The 17,647-nt window shown below is 72.0% G+C and carries 18 protein-coding genes; 9 read left to right on the top strand and 9 right to left on the bottom strand.

Features of this window, described 5'->3' with window-relative positions; genetic code table 11:
• Positions 1 to 8: 8 nt before the first annotated feature.
• Positions 9 to 983 (top strand): helix-turn-helix transcriptional regulator, encoded by a 975-nt coding sequence (locus Val02_RS30775; protein WP_203902748.1) that lies wholly within the window; start codon positions 9 to 11, stop codon positions 981 to 983.
• Between the two features lie 80 nt (positions 984 to 1,063).
• On the opposite strand, the gene Val02_RS30770 is transcribed toward Val02_RS30775, so the two are convergent.
• The 5 genes from Val02_RS30770 to aceA form a co-directional block, all read right to left on the bottom strand.
• Positions 1,064 to 1,300, bottom strand: a complete 237-nt coding sequence (locus Val02_RS30770) for an ArsR/SmtB family transcription factor (protein WP_203902775.1) — start codon at positions 1,298 to 1,300, stop codon at positions 1,064 to 1,066.
• Complete coding sequence (locus Val02_RS30765) at positions 1,284 to 2,441, bottom strand: cation diffusion facilitator family transporter (RefSeq protein WP_239153453.1); 1,158 nt, start codon at positions 2,439 to 2,441, stop codon at positions 1,284 to 1,286. Before Val02_RS30765 ends, Val02_RS30770 begins: the two co-directional genes overlap by 17 nt.
• 53 nt (positions 2,442 to 2,494) lie before the next feature.
• Positions 2,495 to 3,508 carry a GNAT family N-acetyltransferase gene (locus tag Val02_RS30760; RefSeq protein WP_203902746.1) on the bottom strand — a complete coding sequence of 338 codons (1,014 nt, stop codon included), beginning with the start codon at positions 3,506 to 3,508 and terminating at the stop codon, positions 2,495 to 2,497.
• Between the two features lie 69 nt (positions 3,509 to 3,577).
• Positions 3,578 to 5,167 carry a malate synthase A gene (gene aceB / locus Val02_RS30755; RefSeq protein WP_203902745.1) on the bottom strand — a complete coding sequence of 530 codons (1,590 nt, stop codon included), beginning with the start codon at positions 5,165 to 5,167 and terminating at the stop codon, positions 3,578 to 3,580.
• Positions 5,164 to 6,435, bottom strand: a complete 1,272-nt coding sequence (aceA, locus tag Val02_RS30750; protein ID WP_203902744.1) for an isocitrate lyase — start codon at positions 6,433 to 6,435, stop codon at positions 5,164 to 5,166. Before aceA ends, aceB begins: the two co-directional genes overlap by 4 nt.
• A gap of 123 nt (positions 6,436 to 6,558) precedes the next feature.
• Between aceA and Val02_RS30745 the strand changes: the two genes are divergently transcribed.
• From Val02_RS30745 to Val02_RS30725, 5 genes are all read left to right on the top strand, one after another.
• On the top strand, positions 6,559 to 7,977 hold the full coding sequence (locus tag Val02_RS30745) for a short-chain fatty acyl-CoA regulator family protein (protein ID WP_239153452.1): 1,419 nt from the start codon (positions 6,559 to 6,561) through the stop codon (positions 7,975 to 7,977).
• Between the two features lie 24 nt (positions 7,978 to 8,001).
• A complete protein-coding gene (locus tag Val02_RS30740; RefSeq protein WP_373317965.1) occupies positions 8,002 to 9,417 on the top strand; it encodes a glycine hydroxymethyltransferase in 1,416 nt (471 codons plus the stop codon).
• A gap of 173 nt (positions 9,418 to 9,590) precedes the next feature.
• The gene (locus Val02_RS30735; protein ID WP_203902742.1) at positions 9,591 to 10,157 is read left to right on the top strand and encodes an RNA polymerase sigma factor; all 567 of its coding nucleotides are present in this window, start codon (positions 9,591 to 9,593) and stop codon (positions 10,155 to 10,157) included.
• On the top strand, positions 10,154 to 10,612 hold the full coding sequence (locus Val02_RS30730; protein ID WP_203902741.1) for a hypothetical protein: 459 nt from the start codon (positions 10,154 to 10,156) through the stop codon (positions 10,610 to 10,612). The genes Val02_RS30735 and Val02_RS30730 overlap by 4 nt, the downstream gene beginning before the upstream one ends.
• An 11-nt stretch (positions 10,613 to 10,623) precedes the next feature.
• The gene (locus tag Val02_RS30725) at positions 10,624 to 10,791 is read left to right on the top strand and encodes a hypothetical protein (RefSeq protein WP_203902740.1); all 168 of its coding nucleotides are present in this window, start codon (positions 10,624 to 10,626) and stop codon (positions 10,789 to 10,791) included.
• Between the two features lie 61 nt (positions 10,792 to 10,852).
• Here the strand turns inward: Val02_RS30725 and katG are convergent, their stop codons facing one another.
• Positions 10,853 to 13,108 carry a catalase/peroxidase HPI gene (gene katG, locus Val02_RS30720; RefSeq protein WP_203902739.1) on the bottom strand — a complete coding sequence of 752 codons (2,256 nt, stop codon included), beginning with the start codon at positions 13,106 to 13,108 and terminating at the stop codon, positions 10,853 to 10,855.
• Between the two features lie 23 nt (positions 13,109 to 13,131).
• The gene (locus Val02_RS30715) at positions 13,132 to 13,560 is read right to left on the bottom strand and encodes a Fur family transcriptional regulator (RefSeq protein ID WP_203902738.1); all 429 of its coding nucleotides are present in this window, start codon (positions 13,558 to 13,560) and stop codon (positions 13,132 to 13,134) included.
• A 189-nt stretch (positions 13,561 to 13,749) separates the two neighbouring features.
• Here Val02_RS30715 and Val02_RS30710 point away from each other — a divergent pair, with 189 nt between their 5' ends.
• Genes Val02_RS30710 through Val02_RS30700 form a run of 3 tightly spaced genes read left to right on the top strand, consistent with a single transcriptional unit; the run spans position 13,750 to position 15,475 of the window.
• Complete coding sequence (locus tag Val02_RS30710; protein WP_203902737.1) at positions 13,750 to 14,484, top strand: hypothetical protein; 735 nt, start codon at positions 13,750 to 13,752, stop codon at positions 14,482 to 14,484.
• Positions 14,481 to 14,897, top strand: coding sequence for a phage holin family protein (locus tag Val02_RS30705; RefSeq protein WP_203902736.1), 417 nt, complete (start codon positions 14,481 to 14,483; stop codon positions 14,895 to 14,897). Before Val02_RS30710 ends, Val02_RS30705 begins: the two co-directional genes overlap by 4 nt.
• On the top strand, positions 14,873 to 15,475 hold the full coding sequence (locus tag Val02_RS30700) for a DUF3618 domain-containing protein (protein WP_203902735.1): 603 nt from the start codon (positions 14,873 to 14,875) through the stop codon (positions 15,473 to 15,475). Before Val02_RS30705 ends, Val02_RS30700 begins: the two co-directional genes overlap by 25 nt.
• Positions 15,476 to 15,543: 68 nt before the next feature.
• Here the strand turns inward: Val02_RS30700 and Val02_RS30695 are convergent, their stop codons facing one another.
• Together Val02_RS30695 and Val02_RS30690 are read right to left on the bottom strand one after the other, a co-directional pair.
• Positions 15,544 to 16,629, bottom strand: a complete 1,086-nt coding sequence (locus tag Val02_RS30695; protein WP_203902734.1) for an NADH:flavin oxidoreductase/NADH oxidase — start codon at positions 16,627 to 16,629, stop codon at positions 15,544 to 15,546.
• A gap of 39 nt (positions 16,630 to 16,668) precedes the next feature.
• Positions 16,669 to 17,646: a hypothetical protein gene (locus Val02_RS30690; protein WP_203902733.1), complete on the bottom strand. Its 978-nt coding sequence runs from the start codon at positions 17,644 to 17,646 to the stop codon at positions 16,669 to 16,671.
• Between the last annotated feature and the right edge of the window lies 1 nt (position 17,647).

The raw sequence follows: 17,647 nt of genomic DNA, 5'->3' as shown, positions 1-17,647 counted from the left end.
TGGGAGACATGCAGAAGACCTCCGCCCGGCTGCTCGCGCTGCTGTCCCTGCTGCAGGCCCGCCGCGACTGGCCCGGCACCCTGCTCGCCGAACGCCTCGACATCAGCCTGCGCACCGTTCGCCGGGACGTGGACCGGCTGCGGGAACTGGGCTATCCGATCGCCGCGGTCAAGGGCCCGGACGGCGGCTACCGCCTGAGCGCCGGCACGGAGCTGCCCCCGCTGCTGTTCGACGACGAACAGGCCGTCGCGCTCACGATCGCCCTCCAGATCGCCGCCACCACGCCCGGCAGCGGCACCGAGGAGGCGGCGGCCCGGGCGCTGCACACGATCCGGCAGGTGATGCCGGCCCGCCTGCGCCAGCGCGTCGCGTCCCTGCGCGTCACGAACGTCGAACGGCCGGCCACGCACCCGCCCGCGCCGGTCGACCGCGAGGTGCTGCTGGAGATCAGCGCCGCCGTGCACCGAAAGGAGATCCTGCGCTTCGACTACGCGACGGCGGAAGAGCCGAGGCGGGTCGAGCCGCATCACGTCATCACCTGGGACGGCCGCTGGTACCTCGTCGCCTGGGACCTGGACCGCGCCGACTGGCGGATCTTCCGCGCCGACCGGATCACCCCGAAGATCCCGACCGGCCCGCGCTTCACGCCGCGCGACGTGCCCGGGGGCGACGTCGCCGCCTACGTCACCGGCAAGTTCCGGGGCACCGACGACGGCAGCGGCGGCTGGCCCTGCCGGGGCACGGTGATCCTCGACCGGGCCGCCGCCACCGTCGCGCTCTACACCCGCGACGGGATCGCCGAGGAGCTGGGCCCGGAACGCTGCCGCCTCACCCTGGGTTCCTTCTCCTGGACCAGCCTCGCCGCCGCCTTCGGCCGATACGACGCCGCCATCACCGTCGTCGGTCCCGAGCCGCTGTCGAACGCCTTCCGGCAGCTGGCCGCCCGGTTCGCCGACGCGGGTGCCGGCGGCCCGGGTGAGTGACCGCTCGGTGCTGGTCGCCTCGGCCAGTTCGCCGCCGCGGGTCGGTGAGCATGCTGTCGGGGCGCACCCGCCACCGGCTGTCAGTCGTGCTCGGCGGCCCCGGTCACCTGGTGGTCGGCGGCGTACAGCACCTCGGCGACGAGGCGGCGCACGTGCCCGCCGCGCGCCCGGTACAGCGCGCGGCGCCCGTCGCGGCGGGTCGACACCAGCCCGGCCAGCAGCAGCTTCGCGAGGTGCTGGGAGACCGCCGGCCGCGCTGCGCCGACCGTCCCGGCCAGGCTCCCGACGTCGTGCTCCCCCTCACGTAGCAGCCACATCAGCCGCAGGCGGGTCGGGTCGGCGAGCATCCGCAGCGCGACGACCGCCGCGTCGACCTGCGACTCGGTCGGCAGGACGTCCTGCTCGGCGTCGGATCCGTACATGAGCGGCAATTGTGCCCGACGAACGGCGGCGGGTCGCCGCGGAGCGGTGGTGCGCGAGCGCGGCGTGCGGATCCTGGGCGCCGGCGTGCGGGTCGGTGTGCACGGTCGCGGCCGTCAACCGGGGCACCGCGTGGATCAGGCGGTGTTCGGCGTCGACGGCGATGCCGTGCGCCCGCGCCACGGTCAGCTCCGCGTCGACGGCGATCTCGCACTCGGCCCGCAGGTGGTGTCCGATCCATCGCAGCCGCACCGAACCGACACCGCGCACGCCGTCCGTGTCGCGCAGCGTCCGCTCCACGGTGTCCACCAGCGCCGGCTCGACGGCGTCCATCAGCCGCCGGTAGACCTCCCGGGCGGCGTCCTTGAGCACCAGCAGGATCGCGGCGGTGATCAGCAGCCCGACGACCGGATCCGCCCACCGCCAGCCGACCGCCACGCCGGCCGCCCCGAGCAGCACGGCGAGCGAGGTGAACCCGTCGGTGCGCGCGTGCAGCCCGTCCGCGACCAGTGCGGCGGAACCGATCCGGCGCCCGACGGCGATCCGGTAGCGGGCCACCAGTTCGTTGCCGAGGAAGCCGATGAGGCCGGCCGCCGCGACGAACGGCAGGTACGCCACGTCGCGCGGGTGCGTCAGCCGCTGCACCGCCGCGTAGCCGGCGAACGCCGCCGAACCCGCGATGGTCAGCACGATCGCGATCCCGGCGAGGTCCTCGGCACGCCCGTAGCCGTAGGTGTAGCGGCGGTCCGCCAGCCGGCGCCCCACCACGAACGCGATCCCCAGCGGCACGGCGGTCAGCGCGTCCGCGACGTTGTGCAGCGTGTCGCCGAGCAGCGCCACCGAGCCCGACAGCACCACCACGAACGCCTGTGCCCCGGCCGTGAGGCCCAGCGCCAGCAGCGAGATCCACAGCGCCCGCATCCCGGCCCGGGACGACTCCAGCGCGTCGTCGACCTTGTCGGCGCTGTCGTGCGAGTGCGGGGTCAGCAGGTGACGGAGCCGATGCCCGCGCTTGTGGTGCACATGCTCGTGCGACATGCCGTCAGGATATGTGCTCATGTACGCACATGACAACGCCGGCGCGGCCGCGCTCAGGACGGACGCAGCCGCTTCTCCAGGTCGGCGAGGTCCTGTTCGACGCTGATGATGACGCGCATGACCGTGTAACCGAGCCGGCGGTTGATGTCGAGCATGTGCGCGTTGTCGTCGGCGTTGGAGCACATGGCCCACTCGACGCGGGGGCGTTCGGCCCGGATCCAGCGCAGCATCGCCGACTTGACACAGAACCCGAGGCCGTGGCCGCGGTGCGCGGGAACCACCGTGGTCGCGTCCTGGATCCCCCGGCTGGGGCGATGCGGGTAGATCAGGATCCCGGTGAGGCCGGCCACCTCGCCGGTCGCCTCGTGCACCGCCACCACCGCGTGCCGTTCGATGCCCTGCCGCGCGAGGTCGGCCTCGGTGGCGCGCACCCGTTCGACTGTCCACAGTGGACGTTCGTGCGCCCGGTCCTGCTGGGGCATGTCGCCGATCGAGCCGTTGGCGCGCGCGTACGAGGCGACCAGTTCCTCCGGCGCGGGCCCGTCGAACTCCACGATCCGGTAGCCCTCCGGCGCCGCCACGTCCCAGACGCTCGGATCGGCGGTGGTGAGGTCGAGGCGCTGCAGATGTTCCCGGTAGACGCGGGTGAAGCCGGTGGCGCGCAGGAAGTGGTCGCCGGTGCTGCCCTCGGTCAACGCCACGAACACGGTGCCGCGGCCCGCTTCCCGAACGGCCGGCAGCACCTCCCGCAGCAGCGCCGTCCCGATACCGCGCCGGCGGTGCGCCGGGTCCACGGTCCCGTCGACCACGACCAGGTGCCGGGTCTCGTTGTCCGCCGGGAACCCGACGATGATCATCCCGACGAGGCGGCCGTCCGCGCGGGCCGCCCAGTACCGGCATGGGCCGAAGTACGGCAGCGGCGTCCGCAGCCTGCCCACCGCCTCGTCGAGCGTCACCTCGGGGTCGTGCGGGTGGTCGATCCGGGCCGCGCTGACGTAGGCGCGGTGATAGTCCGCCAGGTCCTCGCGCGGGGCGTCGTTCGGGTCGAACGCATCGATGCTGAACATCACGCCATTAAAGCCGCCGGGGGAGCGCGCCGCCTTTGACACTCCCCCGGCGGTTGACCGGATGGCCGCTCAGCCCGTGGGGCCGAGATGGTGGACGTAGGCGTCCGTGGTGAAGAACGGCGGCAGGTACTCGTCGAACGCCGTGCGCTCCACGATCCCGGCGGCCGCCACCGCGCGTTCGCGGGCCGGCCCGACGCGACCCTCGACCAGGGCGGCCAGCGCCTCGGCCAGCATCGGGCGGACCAGGGCGAGGGTGACCGTGCCCCCGCCGGCGAGCGGGGTGTTGTGCTGGAGCCACTGCCACACCTGGCAGCGGGCGATCTCGGCGGTGGCCGCGTCCTCCATGAGGTTGTTGAGCGCCACCGCGCCGGTGCCGCCGAGCCAGGCGTCGATGTAGCGCAGCGCCACGTCGAGGTTGGCGCGCACGCCCTCCGCGGTGACCGACCCGGGCGTCTTGTCCACCGCCAACAGGTCCGTCTGGGTCACCTCCACGTCGTCGCGGGTGCGGTCGAGCTGGTGCGGGCGTTCCCCCAGAATCCGGTCGAACGCGGTCCGGCAGATCCCGACCAGGCCGGGATGCGCGACCCAGGAACCGTCGAAACCGTCACCCGCCTCGCGCTCCTTGTCCTCGCGGACCTTCGCCGTCGCGACCTCGTTTATTTCGGTCGAACGACTGGGGATGAAGGCCGCCATGCCCCCGATGGCGTGGGCGCCCCTCCGGTGACACGTGCGCACCAGCAGGTCGGTGTACGCCCGCATGAAGGGGACCGTCATCGTGACGTCCGAACGGTTGGGCAGCACGAACTCCGGCCACTGCCCGAAGTTCTTGATGATGCTGAAGATGTAGTCCCAGCGGCCGGCGTTGAGGCCGGCGGAGTGCTCGCGCAGCTCGTAGAGGATCTCCTCCATCTCGAACGCCGCCGTGATCGTCTCGATCAGCACGGTCGCCCGGATGGTGCCCTGCGGCAGGCCGAGGTACTGCTGTGCGAAGACGAACACGTCGTTCCACAGCCGCGCCTCGCGGTGGTCCTCGAGCTTCGGCAGGTAGAAGTAGGGCCCGCGACCCGCGTCGAGCTGCCGCCGCGCGCAGTGGAACAGGTAGAGCCCGAAGTCGACCAGGCTGGCGCTCGCCGGCCGGCCGTCGATCCTGATCCACTTCTCGACGAGGTGCCAGCCGCGCGGCCGCACCACGATCGTCGCGAGGTCGTCGCCGAGGGCGTACTCCTTGCCGCGTTCGTCGGTGAAGTCGATGCGCCGGTCCAGGGCGTCCATCAGGTTGAGCTGCCCGCTGATGACGTTGTCCCAGGTGGGCGCCGTGGCGTCCTCGAAGTCGGCGAGCCACACGCGGGCGCCGGAGTTGAGGGCGTTCACCGTCATCTTGCGATCGGTCGGGCCGGTGATCTCCACGCGGCGGTCGACCAGGCCCGGCGCCGGCGGCGCCACCCGCCACGACCCGTCCTGCCGGATCTCGGCGGTGCGCGGCTGGAAGTCGGGCAGCTGGCCGGAGGCGAACCGCGCGCGGCGGGCCCGGCGGGTGTCCAGCAGCGCCACCCGGCGGCCGGCGAACCGGCCGTCGAGGGCGACCAGGAAGTCCATCGCCTCGGGCGTCAGGACCTCGTCGTAGCGTTCGGCCATCGGCCCGGTGATCTCGTATCTCATGCGAACTGCTCCGCCTCGGTCGAGCCGTGCAGCGCCGTCGTCTCCCCCGCCGGGTTGAGCACGGTGCTGATCAGGTCGAAGTAGCCGGTGCCGACCTCGCGCTGGTGCTTGACGGCGGTGTAACCGTGCGCCTCGGCGGCGAACTCCCGCTCCTGCAGCGCCACGTAGGCGGCCATCCCGTCGGCGGCGTACCCGCGCGCCAGGTCGAACATCGAGTAGTTCAGCGCGTGGAACCCGGCCAGGGTGATGAACTGGAACTTGTAGCCCATGTGGCCCAGTTCGCGCTGGAACTTCGCGATCGTGGCGTCGTCCAGGTGCTTGCGCCAGTTGAACGACGGCGAGCAGTTGTAGGCGAGCATCTGGTCCGGGTACCGCGCCTTGATCGCCTCGGCGAAGCTGCGGGCCACCTCGAGGTCCGGCGTGCTCGTCTCCATCCACAGCAGGTCGGAGACCGGGGCGTAGGCCAGGCCGCGGGCGACGCACGCCTCGATGCCGTTGCGGAAGCGGTAGAAGCCCTCGGCGGTGCGCTCCCCGGTCACGAACGGCGCGTCCCGCTCGTCGATGTCGGTGGTGAGCAGGGTGGCGGCCTGCGCGTCGGTGCGCGCGATCACCAGCGAGGGAACGCCCGCGACGTCGGCCGCGAGGCGGGCCGCCTCGAGCGTGCGCACGTGGTGACCGGTCGGGATGAGCACCTTGCCGCCGAGGTGGCCGCACTTCTTCTCGGAGGCCAGCTGGTCCTCCCAGTGCACACCCGCCGCGCCGGCCGTGATCATGGCGGTCATCAGCTCGTAGGCGTTCAGCACGCCGCCGAACCCGGCCTCGGCGTCGGCCACGATCGGCGCGAGCCAGTCGACGCCCGGGTCCGTTCCCTCGGCCGTGGTGATCTGCGCGGCGCGCAGCAGCGCGTTGTTGATCCGGCGCACCACCGCCGGCACCGAGTTCGCCGGGTAGAGGCTCTGGTCCGGGTAGGTCTGGCCGGCGAGGTTGGCGTCGGCGGCCACCTGCCAGCCGGAGAGGTAGATCGCCTTGAGGCCGGCGCGCACCTGCTGCACCGCCTGGTTGCCGGTGAGGGCGCCCAGGGCGTGGATGTAGTCCTCGTCGTGCAGCAGCTGCCAGAGGCGTTCCGCGCCGCGCCGGGCCAGGGTGTGCTCCTCCTGGATCGCGCCGCGCAGGCGCACCACGTCCTCGGGACCGTAGCTGCGTTCGATCCCGCTCCAGCGCGGGTCGGACTCCCATTCCTGCCGCAACTTCTGCACTGCGTCGGTCATCGTGTGCTCCCTGGGTGGTGGTTGTCACCACGGTCACACGAGCCACACCGGGCGGTCGAGATACGGAAAAAGCCAAGTAATGCGAAGTTCACCGCGCGTTTTGCCAACTTGCTAAGGCGTACGTTGACAGAACTGCTACGGGAGGTGGGAGCCATCGCCAAGATCTTTGCGGGAGCGCGGCTGCGCCGCCTGCGGGAGGATCGCGGGCTGAGCCAGTCGGACCTCGCCCGCCACCTCGGCATCTCGCCGAGCTACCTCAACCAGATCGAGCACGACGTGCGGCCGCTGACCGCGCCGGTGCTGATCCGGGTCACCGAGCTGTTCGGCGTCGAACCGACAGTGTTCGCCCAGAGCGACACGCCGCACCTGGTCGCCGGCCTGCGCGAGGCACTCGCCGGCACCGGCACCGTGGCCGACCTGACCGAACTCGCCGCCCGCCTGCCCGAGCTGGCCGAGGCCGTCATCGACCTGCACCGCCGCTACCGCCAGGTGGCCGACCAGCTCACCGAACTGGTCGGCGACCGGGGCCAGCTCGGGCGCAGCCCGCACGACCAGGTGACGGAGTTCTTCTACCGCCGGCAGAACTACGTCCCGCAGCTCGACGAGGACGCCGAGGACCTGGCCCGCGGCATGAACCTGCGACGCGGCGGGGTGCGCTCCGCCCTCGCGACCCGCCTCGCCGAACGGCACGGCATCCGGGTCGTGCACGACGACGCGGGTGCGCTCGACGGCGACCTGCACCGCTACCAGCACCACACGCGCAGCCTGCACCTGTCGACGTCGCTGCGCGCCGGGCAGGAGGCGATGCGGATGGCCGCGCAGCTGGCGCTGCTCGAGTACGCGCACGTCATCGACGAGATCGTCGAGGAGGAACACTTCGACGACGTGCAGACCCAGATCCTCACCAGGGTCGGGCTGGCCAACTACTTCGCCGCCGCGCTGATCCTGCCCTACGAGCAGTTCCTCACCGCCGCCGAGGCGCACCGGTACGACATCGAACTGCTCACCGAGCACTTCGCGATGGGCTGGGAGTCGGTCTGCCACCGGCTCAGCACGCTGCAACGGCCGCGGGCGCGCGGGGTGCCGTTCTCCTTCGTGCGGGTCGACCGCGCCGGCAACATGTCCAAGCGCCAGTCGGCCACCGGGTTCCCGTTCTCGCGCACCGGCGGCACCTGTCCACTGTGGAACGTCTACGAGGCGTTCAGCGCGCCGGGCCGCGTGGTGACGCAGGTGGCCGCGATGCCGGACGGCCAGCGCTACCTGTGGACCGCGCGCACGGTGACCCGCCATCACGGCGGCTACGGCAAGCCCGGCAAGGTGTACGCGATCGGCCTCGGCTGCGAGATCAAACACGCCGCCCGGCTCGTCTACTCGGCCGGCATGGACCTGCACGACTCGGCCGCCGCCACGCCGATCGGCCCCGGCTGCAAGACGTGCGAGCGCGCCACCTGCCCGCAGCGGGCCGCCGCGCCGATCAGCCGCCAGCTCGACCTCGACGAGAACCGCAGCACGTTCATCCCGTATCCGCTGAAGCTGCCCTGACCGGGCCCGCATATGGTGGGCTGCGTGAACGCCGAATCCGCCGCATTCCGCTCCGCCCTCGACGTGGTCCGCGCCGTCGAGCCCCGCATCGCCGACGCCATCGCGCAGGAGCTGCGCGACCAGCGGGAGTCGTTGAAGCTCATCGCCAGCGAGAACTACGCCTCGCCGGCCGTTCTTCTCGCGATGGGCAACTGGCTGTCGGACAAGTACGCGGAGGGCACGATCGGCCGCCGGTTCTACGCCGGCTGCCAGAACGTCGACACCGTCGAGGCCGTCGCCGTGGAGCACGCGAAGGCGCTGTTCGACGCCCCGTACGCCTACGTGCAGCCGCACAGCGGCATCGACGCCAACCTCGTCGCCTACTGGGCGATCCTGGCCGACCGGGTGGAGGCCCCCGCGCTCAAGCGCTTCGAGAAGCGCCAGGTCAACGACCTCACCGACGCCGAGTGGGCGCAGCTGCGCGCCGAGTTCGGCAACCAGCGCATGCTCGGCATGTCGTTGGACGCCGGCGGCCACCTCACGCACGGCTTCCGCCCGAACATCTCCGGCAAGATGTTCGACCAGCGCAGCTACGGAGTGGACCCGGCCACCGGTCTGATCGACTACGCGGCGCTGCGCGAGACGGCCCGCGAGTTCCGCCCACTGGTCATCGTCGGCGGCTACTCGGCCTACCCCCGCAAGGTGAACTTCGCGACGCTGCGCGAGATCGCCGAGGAGGTCGGCGCCACGCTCATGGTCGACATGGCGCACTTCGCCGGCCTCGTGGCGGGCAAGGTGTTCACCGGCGACTTCGACCCGGTGCCGCACGCGCACATCGTCACCACCACCACGCACAAGAGCCTGCGCGGCCCGCGCGGTGGCGCCGTCCTGGCCCAGCCGGAACTCGCCGACCAGGTCGACCGCGGCTGCCCGATGGTGCTCGGCGGCCCGCTGAGCCACGTGATGGCGGCCAAGGCGATCGCGTTCGCCGAGGCGCGCCGCCCCGAGTTCGCCACGTACGCCGCGCGGATCGTGGCCAACAGCCAGGCCCTCGCCGAAGGCCTCGTCGCGCGGGGCGTCAAGGTCGTCACCGGCGGCACGGACAACCACCTGGTGCTGCTGGACGTGCACCCGTTCGGGCTCACCGGGCGGCAGGCCGAGCAGGCCCTGCTCGACAGCGGCGTGGTGACCAACCGCAACGCCGTCCCGCGGGACCCCAACGGCGCGTGGTACACCTCCGGCATCCGCATCGGCACGCCGGCGCTCACCAGCCGCGGCCTCGGCACCGCCGAGATGGACCGGATCGCGGAGTTGATCCACACCGTGCTGGCGGGCACCGCGCCGGCCGAGGGGTCGAAGGCGAAGTACGCACTCGACCCGGCCCTCGCCGACCGGGTGAGCAAGCAGGCGAGCGAGCTGCTGGCGCCGTTCCCCCTGTACCCGAGCGTTTCGCTGGACTGACCGGGCCGTCCGCCCCGACCTGGCGGCCGGGGCGGACGTAGATCCAGTTCGCGGTGGACGGCTGGGTGCCGGCGTTGCCGACGAAGCGGAAATCTTGCCAGAGTTGTAGACATCCGGCGCCGCTCGTCCGTGTACACGCATGACACGAACCTCAACGTCCGGGAGGTGAGGCCGTGCCTTCCCACACCGACGATCGAAGATCCGATGACATCGTCGTCCACGACTTCGAGCGGTTCCATGCGCTGACGTACAGCGCGGCAGTTCGCGGTGCCCGGCGCTGGACGGGCGGAAACGACCACGACACCAAGGACCTCGTGCAGGACGCCTACCTGCGCATGATGACGGATTGGCAGCGCCACGCGGGACGATGTCTCCGGGAGAGCCGCGCATATCTCCTGGCGACGGTGAAAAACAAGGCCATCGACCTGTACCGAAGCAGCGTCCGGCTGAACGAGTTCACCGCGGTGTACGACGTCTGCCCCCGGGGACCGGATGTCGACGCGCTGGTCGATCGGCTGTCACTCCATCGCGCCGTCCGAGAGCTCCTCGACGAACAGCCACCGGTACGTCGACTCGTCGTCATCCTCTACTTCGTCCACGACTACACCTACGCCGAGATCTCCCGCGCACTGCACATCGCCGAGTCCACCGCCCGCACCCATGTCGAACGGACCCGTGCGGCGCTCAAGCCGCACCAGCACCGACTCGACGAAATCCTTCGGGGGGACGAACTGTCATGACCACGAACGAGGGCGACGACGCCATCCGGGATCTGATCCGCGACGCCTGCGAGAGCGACGATTCGCCCCCTCCGACGAGTGCCGCGGCGAGCTTCGCGGACCTCGTGCGACAGGGGGAATCCCTGACCGCCGCACGGCGTGCGGACGCCGCCTCCCACGACTACGAACTCGCCCGCACCTACCGGCGCCAGGCCGAGGAGTTCCGGGCCGCGTGGCTGGCGGGTCGCGCCCGGGAGATCGCGTACGTCATCCAACGGGCCTGCGCGGGCGACCCGCGCTTCTCCCGAATGTCGGAGCATGAACTGCAGGCCACCGGCCGGATGCGCTGGTCGAAGTCGGGCCACGCACGCAAGCTGGCGGGGCTGGAAGAGGAATACTCGCGCCTGGCGAAGATCCACCTTGAGTTCGCCGAGCAACAGGGAATCACGAACCCGCAGCACGACCGGATCCGGTGAGGTGCGCGAGCATGGCAACCCGTCCAGGCACCACGCCGAGTCGGCTTCCGTTGCGGTGGGCGGTGATCCTGATCGCCGCCACCGGAGCGGGCTTCGGACTCGGGAGCGTCGCCGGGCCTGCGGCCGGAGTCGCCGCCGCCGGTGCGACGATCACGCTGCTGCACGAGATCGTCCGATAGCCCGCCGTCCAAACGGAAGGGGCCCGACCGAAACGGCCGGACCCCTCCGTTCGGTACCGGGTCAGGACAGGTCGAAGCGGTCCAGCTCCATGACCTTCGTCCACGCCGCCACGAAGTCCGCCACGAACTTCGCGCGGGCGTCGTCGCTGGCGTAGACCTCGGCGAGCGCACGCAGCTGCGAGTTCGAGCCGAAGATGAGGTCGACCGCGGTGGCGGTCCACTTCAGTTCGTCGGTCGTCACGTCGCGGATCTCGTACACGTGCTCCTCGGACGACGCCTTCCACTTCGTGCCCGGGGAGAGCAGGTTGGCGAAGAAGTCGTTCGTGAGGACGCCCGGCTTGTCGGTGAGGACGCCGTGCGTGGAGCCGCCCGCCAGCACGGTGTTGCCGAGGGCGCGCAGGCCGCCGACGAGCACCGTCATCTCCGGCGCGGAGAGGTTGAGCATGTAGGCGCGGTCGACGAGCAGCACCTCCGGCTGGGTCTTCTCACCCGGGCGCAGGTAGTTGCGGAAGGCGTCGGCACGCGGTTCGAGCACCCGGAACGACTCGGTGTCGGTCTGCTCCTGCGTGGCGTCGGTGCGCCCCGGGCGGAACGGCACGGTCACCTCGACGCCGCCGTCGCGGGCCGCCTTCTCGACCGCGGCCGAGCCGGCCAGCACGATGAGGTCGGCGATCGAGATCTGCGCACCGCCGGCCGCGTTGAACTCCTTCTGGATCTCCTCCAGCTTGGCGATCACCTCGGCCGTGCCCCGGTTGACCTCCCAACCGCGCTGCGGCTCGAGGCGGATGCGGGCACCGTTGGCGCCACCGCGCTTGTCGGTGTAGCGGAAGCTCGCGGCCGACGCCCACGCCGTGGAGACGAGCTGGGCCGTGGTGAGGCCGGACGCCAGCACCTTCGCCTTGAGCGCGGCGATGTCGGCGTCGCCCACGAGCGCACCCTCGGCGGCCGGCACCGGGTCCTGCCACAGCTGCGGCTCGGCGACCCACGGGCCGAGGAAGCGGCTGACCGGGCCCATGTCGCGGTGCAGCAGCTTGTACCAGGCCTTGGCGAAGGCCAGCGCGAACTCGTCCGGGTTCTCCAGGAAGCGGCGCGAGATCTTCTCGTAGGCCGGGTCGACGCGCAGCGACAGGTCGGTCGTGAGCATCGTCGGCTTGTGCTTCTTCGACGGGTCGTGGGCGTCCGGGATGATCGCCTCGGCGTTCTTGGCGACCCACTGCTTGGCACCGGCGGGGCTGGTGGTCAGCTCCCACTCGTAGCCGAACAGGATCTCGAAGAACCGGTTGCTCCACTGGGTCGGCTTGTCGGTCCAGGTGACCTCGAGGCCGCTGGTGATCGTGTCGCCGCCCTTTCCGCTGCCGTGGGTGCTGAGCCAGCCCAGACCCTGCGCCTCCAGCGGGGCCCCCTCGGGCTCGGCACCGACGTGGTTGTCGGCGGGACCGGCACCGTGCGCCTTGCCGAAGGTGTGGCCGCCGGCGATGAGCGCGACGGTCTCCTCGTCGTTCATGGCCATGCGGCCGAAGGTCTCGCGGATGAAGTACGCCGCCGACAGCGGGTCGGCGTTGCCGCGCGGGCCCTCCGGGTTGACGTAGATGAGGCCCATCTCGGCGGCGCCCACCTCGTCGGCCATCTGCGCGTCGCCGAGGTAGCGCTCGTCACCGAGCCAGGTGTCCTCCGGGCCCCAGAAGATCTCCTCCGGCTCCCAGACGTCCTCGCGGCCGAAGCCGAAGCCGAAGGTCTTGAAGCCCATCGACTCCAGCGCCACGTTGCCGGCGAGCACGAGCAGGTCGGCCCAGGAGATCTTCTGGCCGTACTTCTGCTTGACGGGCCACAGCAGGCGGCGGGCCTTGTCCAGGTTGGCGTTGTCCGGCCAGCTGTTCAGCGGGGCGAAGCGCTGCCCGCCGTCGCCCGCGCCACCGCGACCGTCGTGGATGCGGTAGGTGCCCGCGGCGTGCCAGCTCAGCCGGATCATCAGGCCGCCGTAGTGGCCGAAGTCGGCCGGCCACCAGTCCTGCGAGGTGGTGAGGACGTCGGTGATGTCCCGCTTGAGCGCCTCGACGTCGAGCTTCTCGAACTCCTTGGCGTAGCTGAAGTCCAGGCCCAGCGGGTTGCTCTTCGAGGAGTGGGCGTGCAGCACCGACAGGTCGAGCTGGTTGGGCCACCAGTCGCGGTTGGTGCGCGGACGGCCGCCGGTCTTCGGGGTCGGCGAGTCGATCGCCGGGTTCTCGCTCTCGCTGCCGTGCGCGGTGACCGAGTCGGGCGCGGTGGCCGATTCGTGTGCCACCGGGCAGCCGCCGGCCGCGTTGTCCTGCGTCGTCATGTGCTTCCTTCCGAACTGGCGGACTACTGAGAAATGCGTGCGGTCGCGCAGGCGGGGCAGGTGCCCCAGTAGACGACCTCCGCCTCGTCGACCACGTAGCCGTGATCGCCCGGGGCGTCGAGACATGGGGCTTCGCCGGTCGCGCAGTCGACGTCGACGATCGCGCCGCACGAGCGGCACACGAGATGGTGGTGGTTGTCCCCCACCCGGCGCTCGTAACGGGCCGTCGCGCCGGCGGGCTGGATGCGGCGCACCAGGCCGGCGTCGGTCAGCGCCCGGAGGACATCGTAGATCGCCTGGTGGGAGACCGTCGGATGGTCGGCCCGCACGAGTGCGATCACCCGGTCGGTGTCGACGTGCGGGTGGTCGTGCAGCGCGGCGAGCACCGCCAACCGGGGCCGGGTCACGCGCAACGAGACCGCTCGCAGCTGCGTCTCGAAGTCGGACGTCACGCGATCAACATAGTCGCCTTCTTTGGAACAATTCAAGTTTTCGCTCGGCGCGTTCGAGTGCTGACACAGAGTAGCAAGCTCGCTACTCGCGATATGTGACCACCGTCCGGGACCGCCCGCCCCTCCGCGATTGAACCGAGCCGCTCCGGAAAGGGAGGGGTGACCCACCGGTTCAAGGAGGAAGCAGACGTGAGCGACCTACACACCGGCGCCTATCCGTCGACGAGCACCACCGACGGACAGGCGTCGAAGACCAGAAATGTCGTCCAGCACGGCACCGAGGCCGCCGGCCAGGCGGCCGGCGAGGTCAAGGAGACGGCGGCGCAGCAGGCGCGACGGGTCGCCGCCGAGACCGGCACCCAGGCGCGCAGCGTGGCCTCCGACGTCCGTGACCGGCTCGGCGAGCAGGCCCGGACGCAGAACGACCGCCTCGTCAGCGGCATCCGCCAGACCGCCGACCACCTCGACGAGATGCGCGGCGACCGCACCGACACCCCCGCCGCGACCATGGTGTCGCGGGTCGCCGACAGCGGCCGGCAGTTCGCCGACTACCTGGACCGCAACGGCCTCGAAGGCGTGCTCGCCGAGGTGCAGGACTTCGCCCGCCGGCGCCCCGGGGCGTTCGTGGCGGCCGCGCTCGCCACCGGGTTCATCGTCGGGCGGCTCGGCAAGAGCGTCGCCAAGGCGGATCCGACCGCGGGACAGCCGGCCCACGACACCGTTCGTCCGGCCGCCGCGCCGCCCGCGACGGTGGCGCCGCGGACGCCGCCCGTGCCGGCCGCACCGCCGGCGCCCGCCACGCCGCCGTCGACCGTGACGACCGGCGAGTACACGACCACCCAGTACGCCGCCACGGGGACCGGCGCGCCGGTCGTCGTCGAGGAGGAGTACCCCGCCGCCCCGGACCGGGAGGCGAGACGATGACCGTGCCGCATCCGCAGGACCGCTCGGAAGAGGTGGCGGAGACGTCGATCGGCGAACTGATCGGCAACATCAGCAACGACCTGTCGCGGCTGTTCCGCCAGGAGGTCGAACTGGCCCGGGTCGAACTGAAGCAGGAGGCGACGAAGGCCGGTAAGGCGGCGGGTCTGCTGGGCGGCGCCGGCTTCGCCGGCTACCTCGCCGTGGTGCTGCTCAGCTTCGCCGTCGTCTTCGGCCTCGCGAACGTCATGGACGCCGGCTGGGCCGCGCTCATCGTCGCGGTGGTGTGGGCGATCATCGGCGCCGTTCTCTACACGACCGGGCGGGCCAGGCTCCGCGCGGTCGACCCCACCCCCCGGCGCACCGTCGAAACGATCAAGGAGGACGCGCAATGGCTGCGGAACCCGACCGGCTGAGGCAGGACATCGAGAACACCCGTGCGTCGCTGACCCGCGACGTCGACCTGCTCGCCGAGAAGACCAGTCCCCGCAAGGCGACCCAACGGCGCTGGAACGCCGTGAAGGAGCGCGTCATGGGCAGCGCCGACCAGGCCCGGCACGCGGCCGGCAGCGCCACCTCCACGGTGGCCGACACGGCGTCCCGCGTCGGTGACGCCGCCGGCGAGAAGGCGCACGAGGCGGCCGACGCCGTGCGGAGCGCACCACGCGCCGTCGCCGAACAGACCCAGGGCAACCCGATCGCCGTCGGGATCATCGCGTTCGGCGTGGGGCTGCTCGCCGCCACGCTCATCCCGGCCACCGACGCCGAACGGCGCGCCGGCCAGCAGCTCAAGGAGCACGGCGGCGACCTCGCCGACCGGGTCAAGGACGTCGCCACGGAGGTGAAGGACGACCTGTCAGACGATGTCCGGCAGGCGGTCGGGCAGGTCAAGGAGACCGCCCGGGACGCCGCCCGCACCACCGGCGAGCAGGCCCGTTCCTCGTCGCAGGAGGCCACGGAACGGACCCGGCAGGCCGCGCAGAACCCGACCTGAGCGCGCCGCCCCGCCGGCGACGACCCGATCGTGGGAGCGTCGTCGGCGGGTCCCCGGGACGGCCCCCGCTACGGGACCGAGGTCAGCCTGCCCGTCGGGCGGGAACGCTCGTACTGCTTCGGCCACTCGAGGTCGGCGCCCAGTTCCAGGGCGGCCCGCTGCGGCCACGTCGGCTCGCGCAGCAGTGCACGGCCGAGCAGGATCACGTCGGCCGACTCGTCGATGAGGATCTTCTCCGCCTGCGCCGGTTCGGTGATCAGGCCGACGGCGGCGACCGGCAGCTTCGCCCGTTCGCGGACGGTGCGGGCGAACGGCACCTGGTAGCCCGGCCCCACGGTGATCTTCTGCTCGGTGCTGTTGCCGCCGCTGGAGACGTCCACCAGGTCGACCCCGCGTTCGGGCAGGCCGGCGGCGATCTCGGCGACCTCCTCGACGGTCAGCCCGCCCTCGACCCAGTCCGTGGCGCTGAAGCGCACGGCGAGCGGCAGGTGCTCGGGGACGTTCGCGCGCACGGCGTCGACGATCTCGCGCAGCAGCCGGGAGCGGCCGTCCAGATCGCCGCCGTAGGCGTCGGTGCGCCGGTTCGACAGCGGCGACAGGAACTCGTGCAGCAGGTAGCCGTGCGCCGAGTGGATCTCGATCAGCTCGTAGCCCGCCGCCACGGCCCGGCGGGCCGCCGCCGCCCAGTCGTCCACGAGGGCGCGGATGTCGTCGATCGACAGTTCGACCGGGGGAACGTAGTTGCCGAACGCGAGCGGCGACGGGCCCACGGTCGTCCAGCCGCCCTCGGACGCCGGGACGCTCCCCCGGCCCTTCCACGGCGCGAACGTCGACGCCTTGCGGCCGGCGTGCGCCAGCTGGATGCCCGGCACCGCCCCCTGCCCGCGCACGAACGCGGTGATCCGGGCGTAGTCGGCCGCCTGGGCGTCGCTCCAGATGCCGGCGTCGTCGGGAGAGATCCGGCCGTCGGGGTGCACAGCGGTCGCCTCCGCGATGACCGCTCCCGCCCCGCCCCGGGCGATACCACCGAGGTGCACGAGATGCCAGTCGGTGGGATGCCCGTCCACGGACGAGTACTGGCACATGGGGGCGGCCCAGACGCGGTTACGGAACGTGATCCCGCGCAGGGTCAGCGGCGTGAAGAGGCGGCTCATGCCGGGCAGCAACGCCGGGCGGGGCATTCCGCTTCCGCGCTATGACTTACCCAACAAACCGGGGATACCACTAGCCATCGCCTCGATCGTGCGGTCCAGCGCGGCGGGCGTTCGCGGGTACCGCAGCGCCGCCACCGGCACCCGCGAGCCCCACCGCACGAGGAACGCGAACTCCCGTGCCGCCTCCGCCCCGTCGATCGGCGCGAGGCGCATCAACCCGTTGCGCAGGACCACGATCCCCTCGGTACGCGTCAGCGGGACCAGCGGCCGAGGGTCGAGGGCCACCCGGTCGACGAGCGCCCTCCACTGTGGACCGTCCGGCGGCGCGGCCGGGTCGAGGAGGCGCAGCACGGCCAGGACGGGCACCGCGTCGTCGGCCGCTCCGTCGACCGCGTGGCGGTGCTTGTTCCCGTACCGCGGCAGCGGGGTGCCGGCGGGCATGCCGAGCAGTGCGCCGGAGTCGGCCCAGAGCCGGACCTCCCGGCTGCACGAGGAGACCATCGAAGAGCCGTCCACAGTGGACAGCACGGCCGCGTCGTCGCCGAAGAGCCGCCAGCCGAGCCGGCGGTGCAGGGCGGTCGCGAGCGTCGACTTGCCCGCGCCGGAGGTGCCGGCGAGCAGCACCGCGCCGCGCGGGCCGACGACCGTAGCGGCGTGCAGCACGGCGAGGTCCGGGGCCGTGCCGAGGGTCCACGGCACGATCAGGGAGACCAGGTGGTCGGTGTCGTCGGCGTTCGGCCCGTCGCCGACGTGCCAGTCCACTGTGGAGCGTGGGCCGACCGTGCAGGCGGCGAGCCCGTCGACCGTGACGACCCGGTGGCCCTCCGCCGTGACGCCGACGCGCAGCGTGCCGCGCCGGGCGCGGACGTCGCACAGCGGCGTCGCGGCGGGTGGGGTCCGGCCGGCGCGGCGCACCGTCACCTCGCACCGACCGGACGCCGCCGTGCGGTAGCCCGCGTATCCGGGCAGCGGCAGGTCGGCGCTGACGGTGACGGCACCGAAGCGGTACCGCGGCACC

The organism is Virgisporangium aliadipatigenens (assembly GCF_016863615.1).
Taxonomy (GTDB): domain Bacteria; phylum Actinomycetota; class Actinomycetes; order Mycobacteriales; family Micromonosporaceae; genus Virgisporangium; species Virgisporangium aliadipatigenens.
This window is presented reverse-complemented; position numbering and strand designations above follow the sequence as displayed.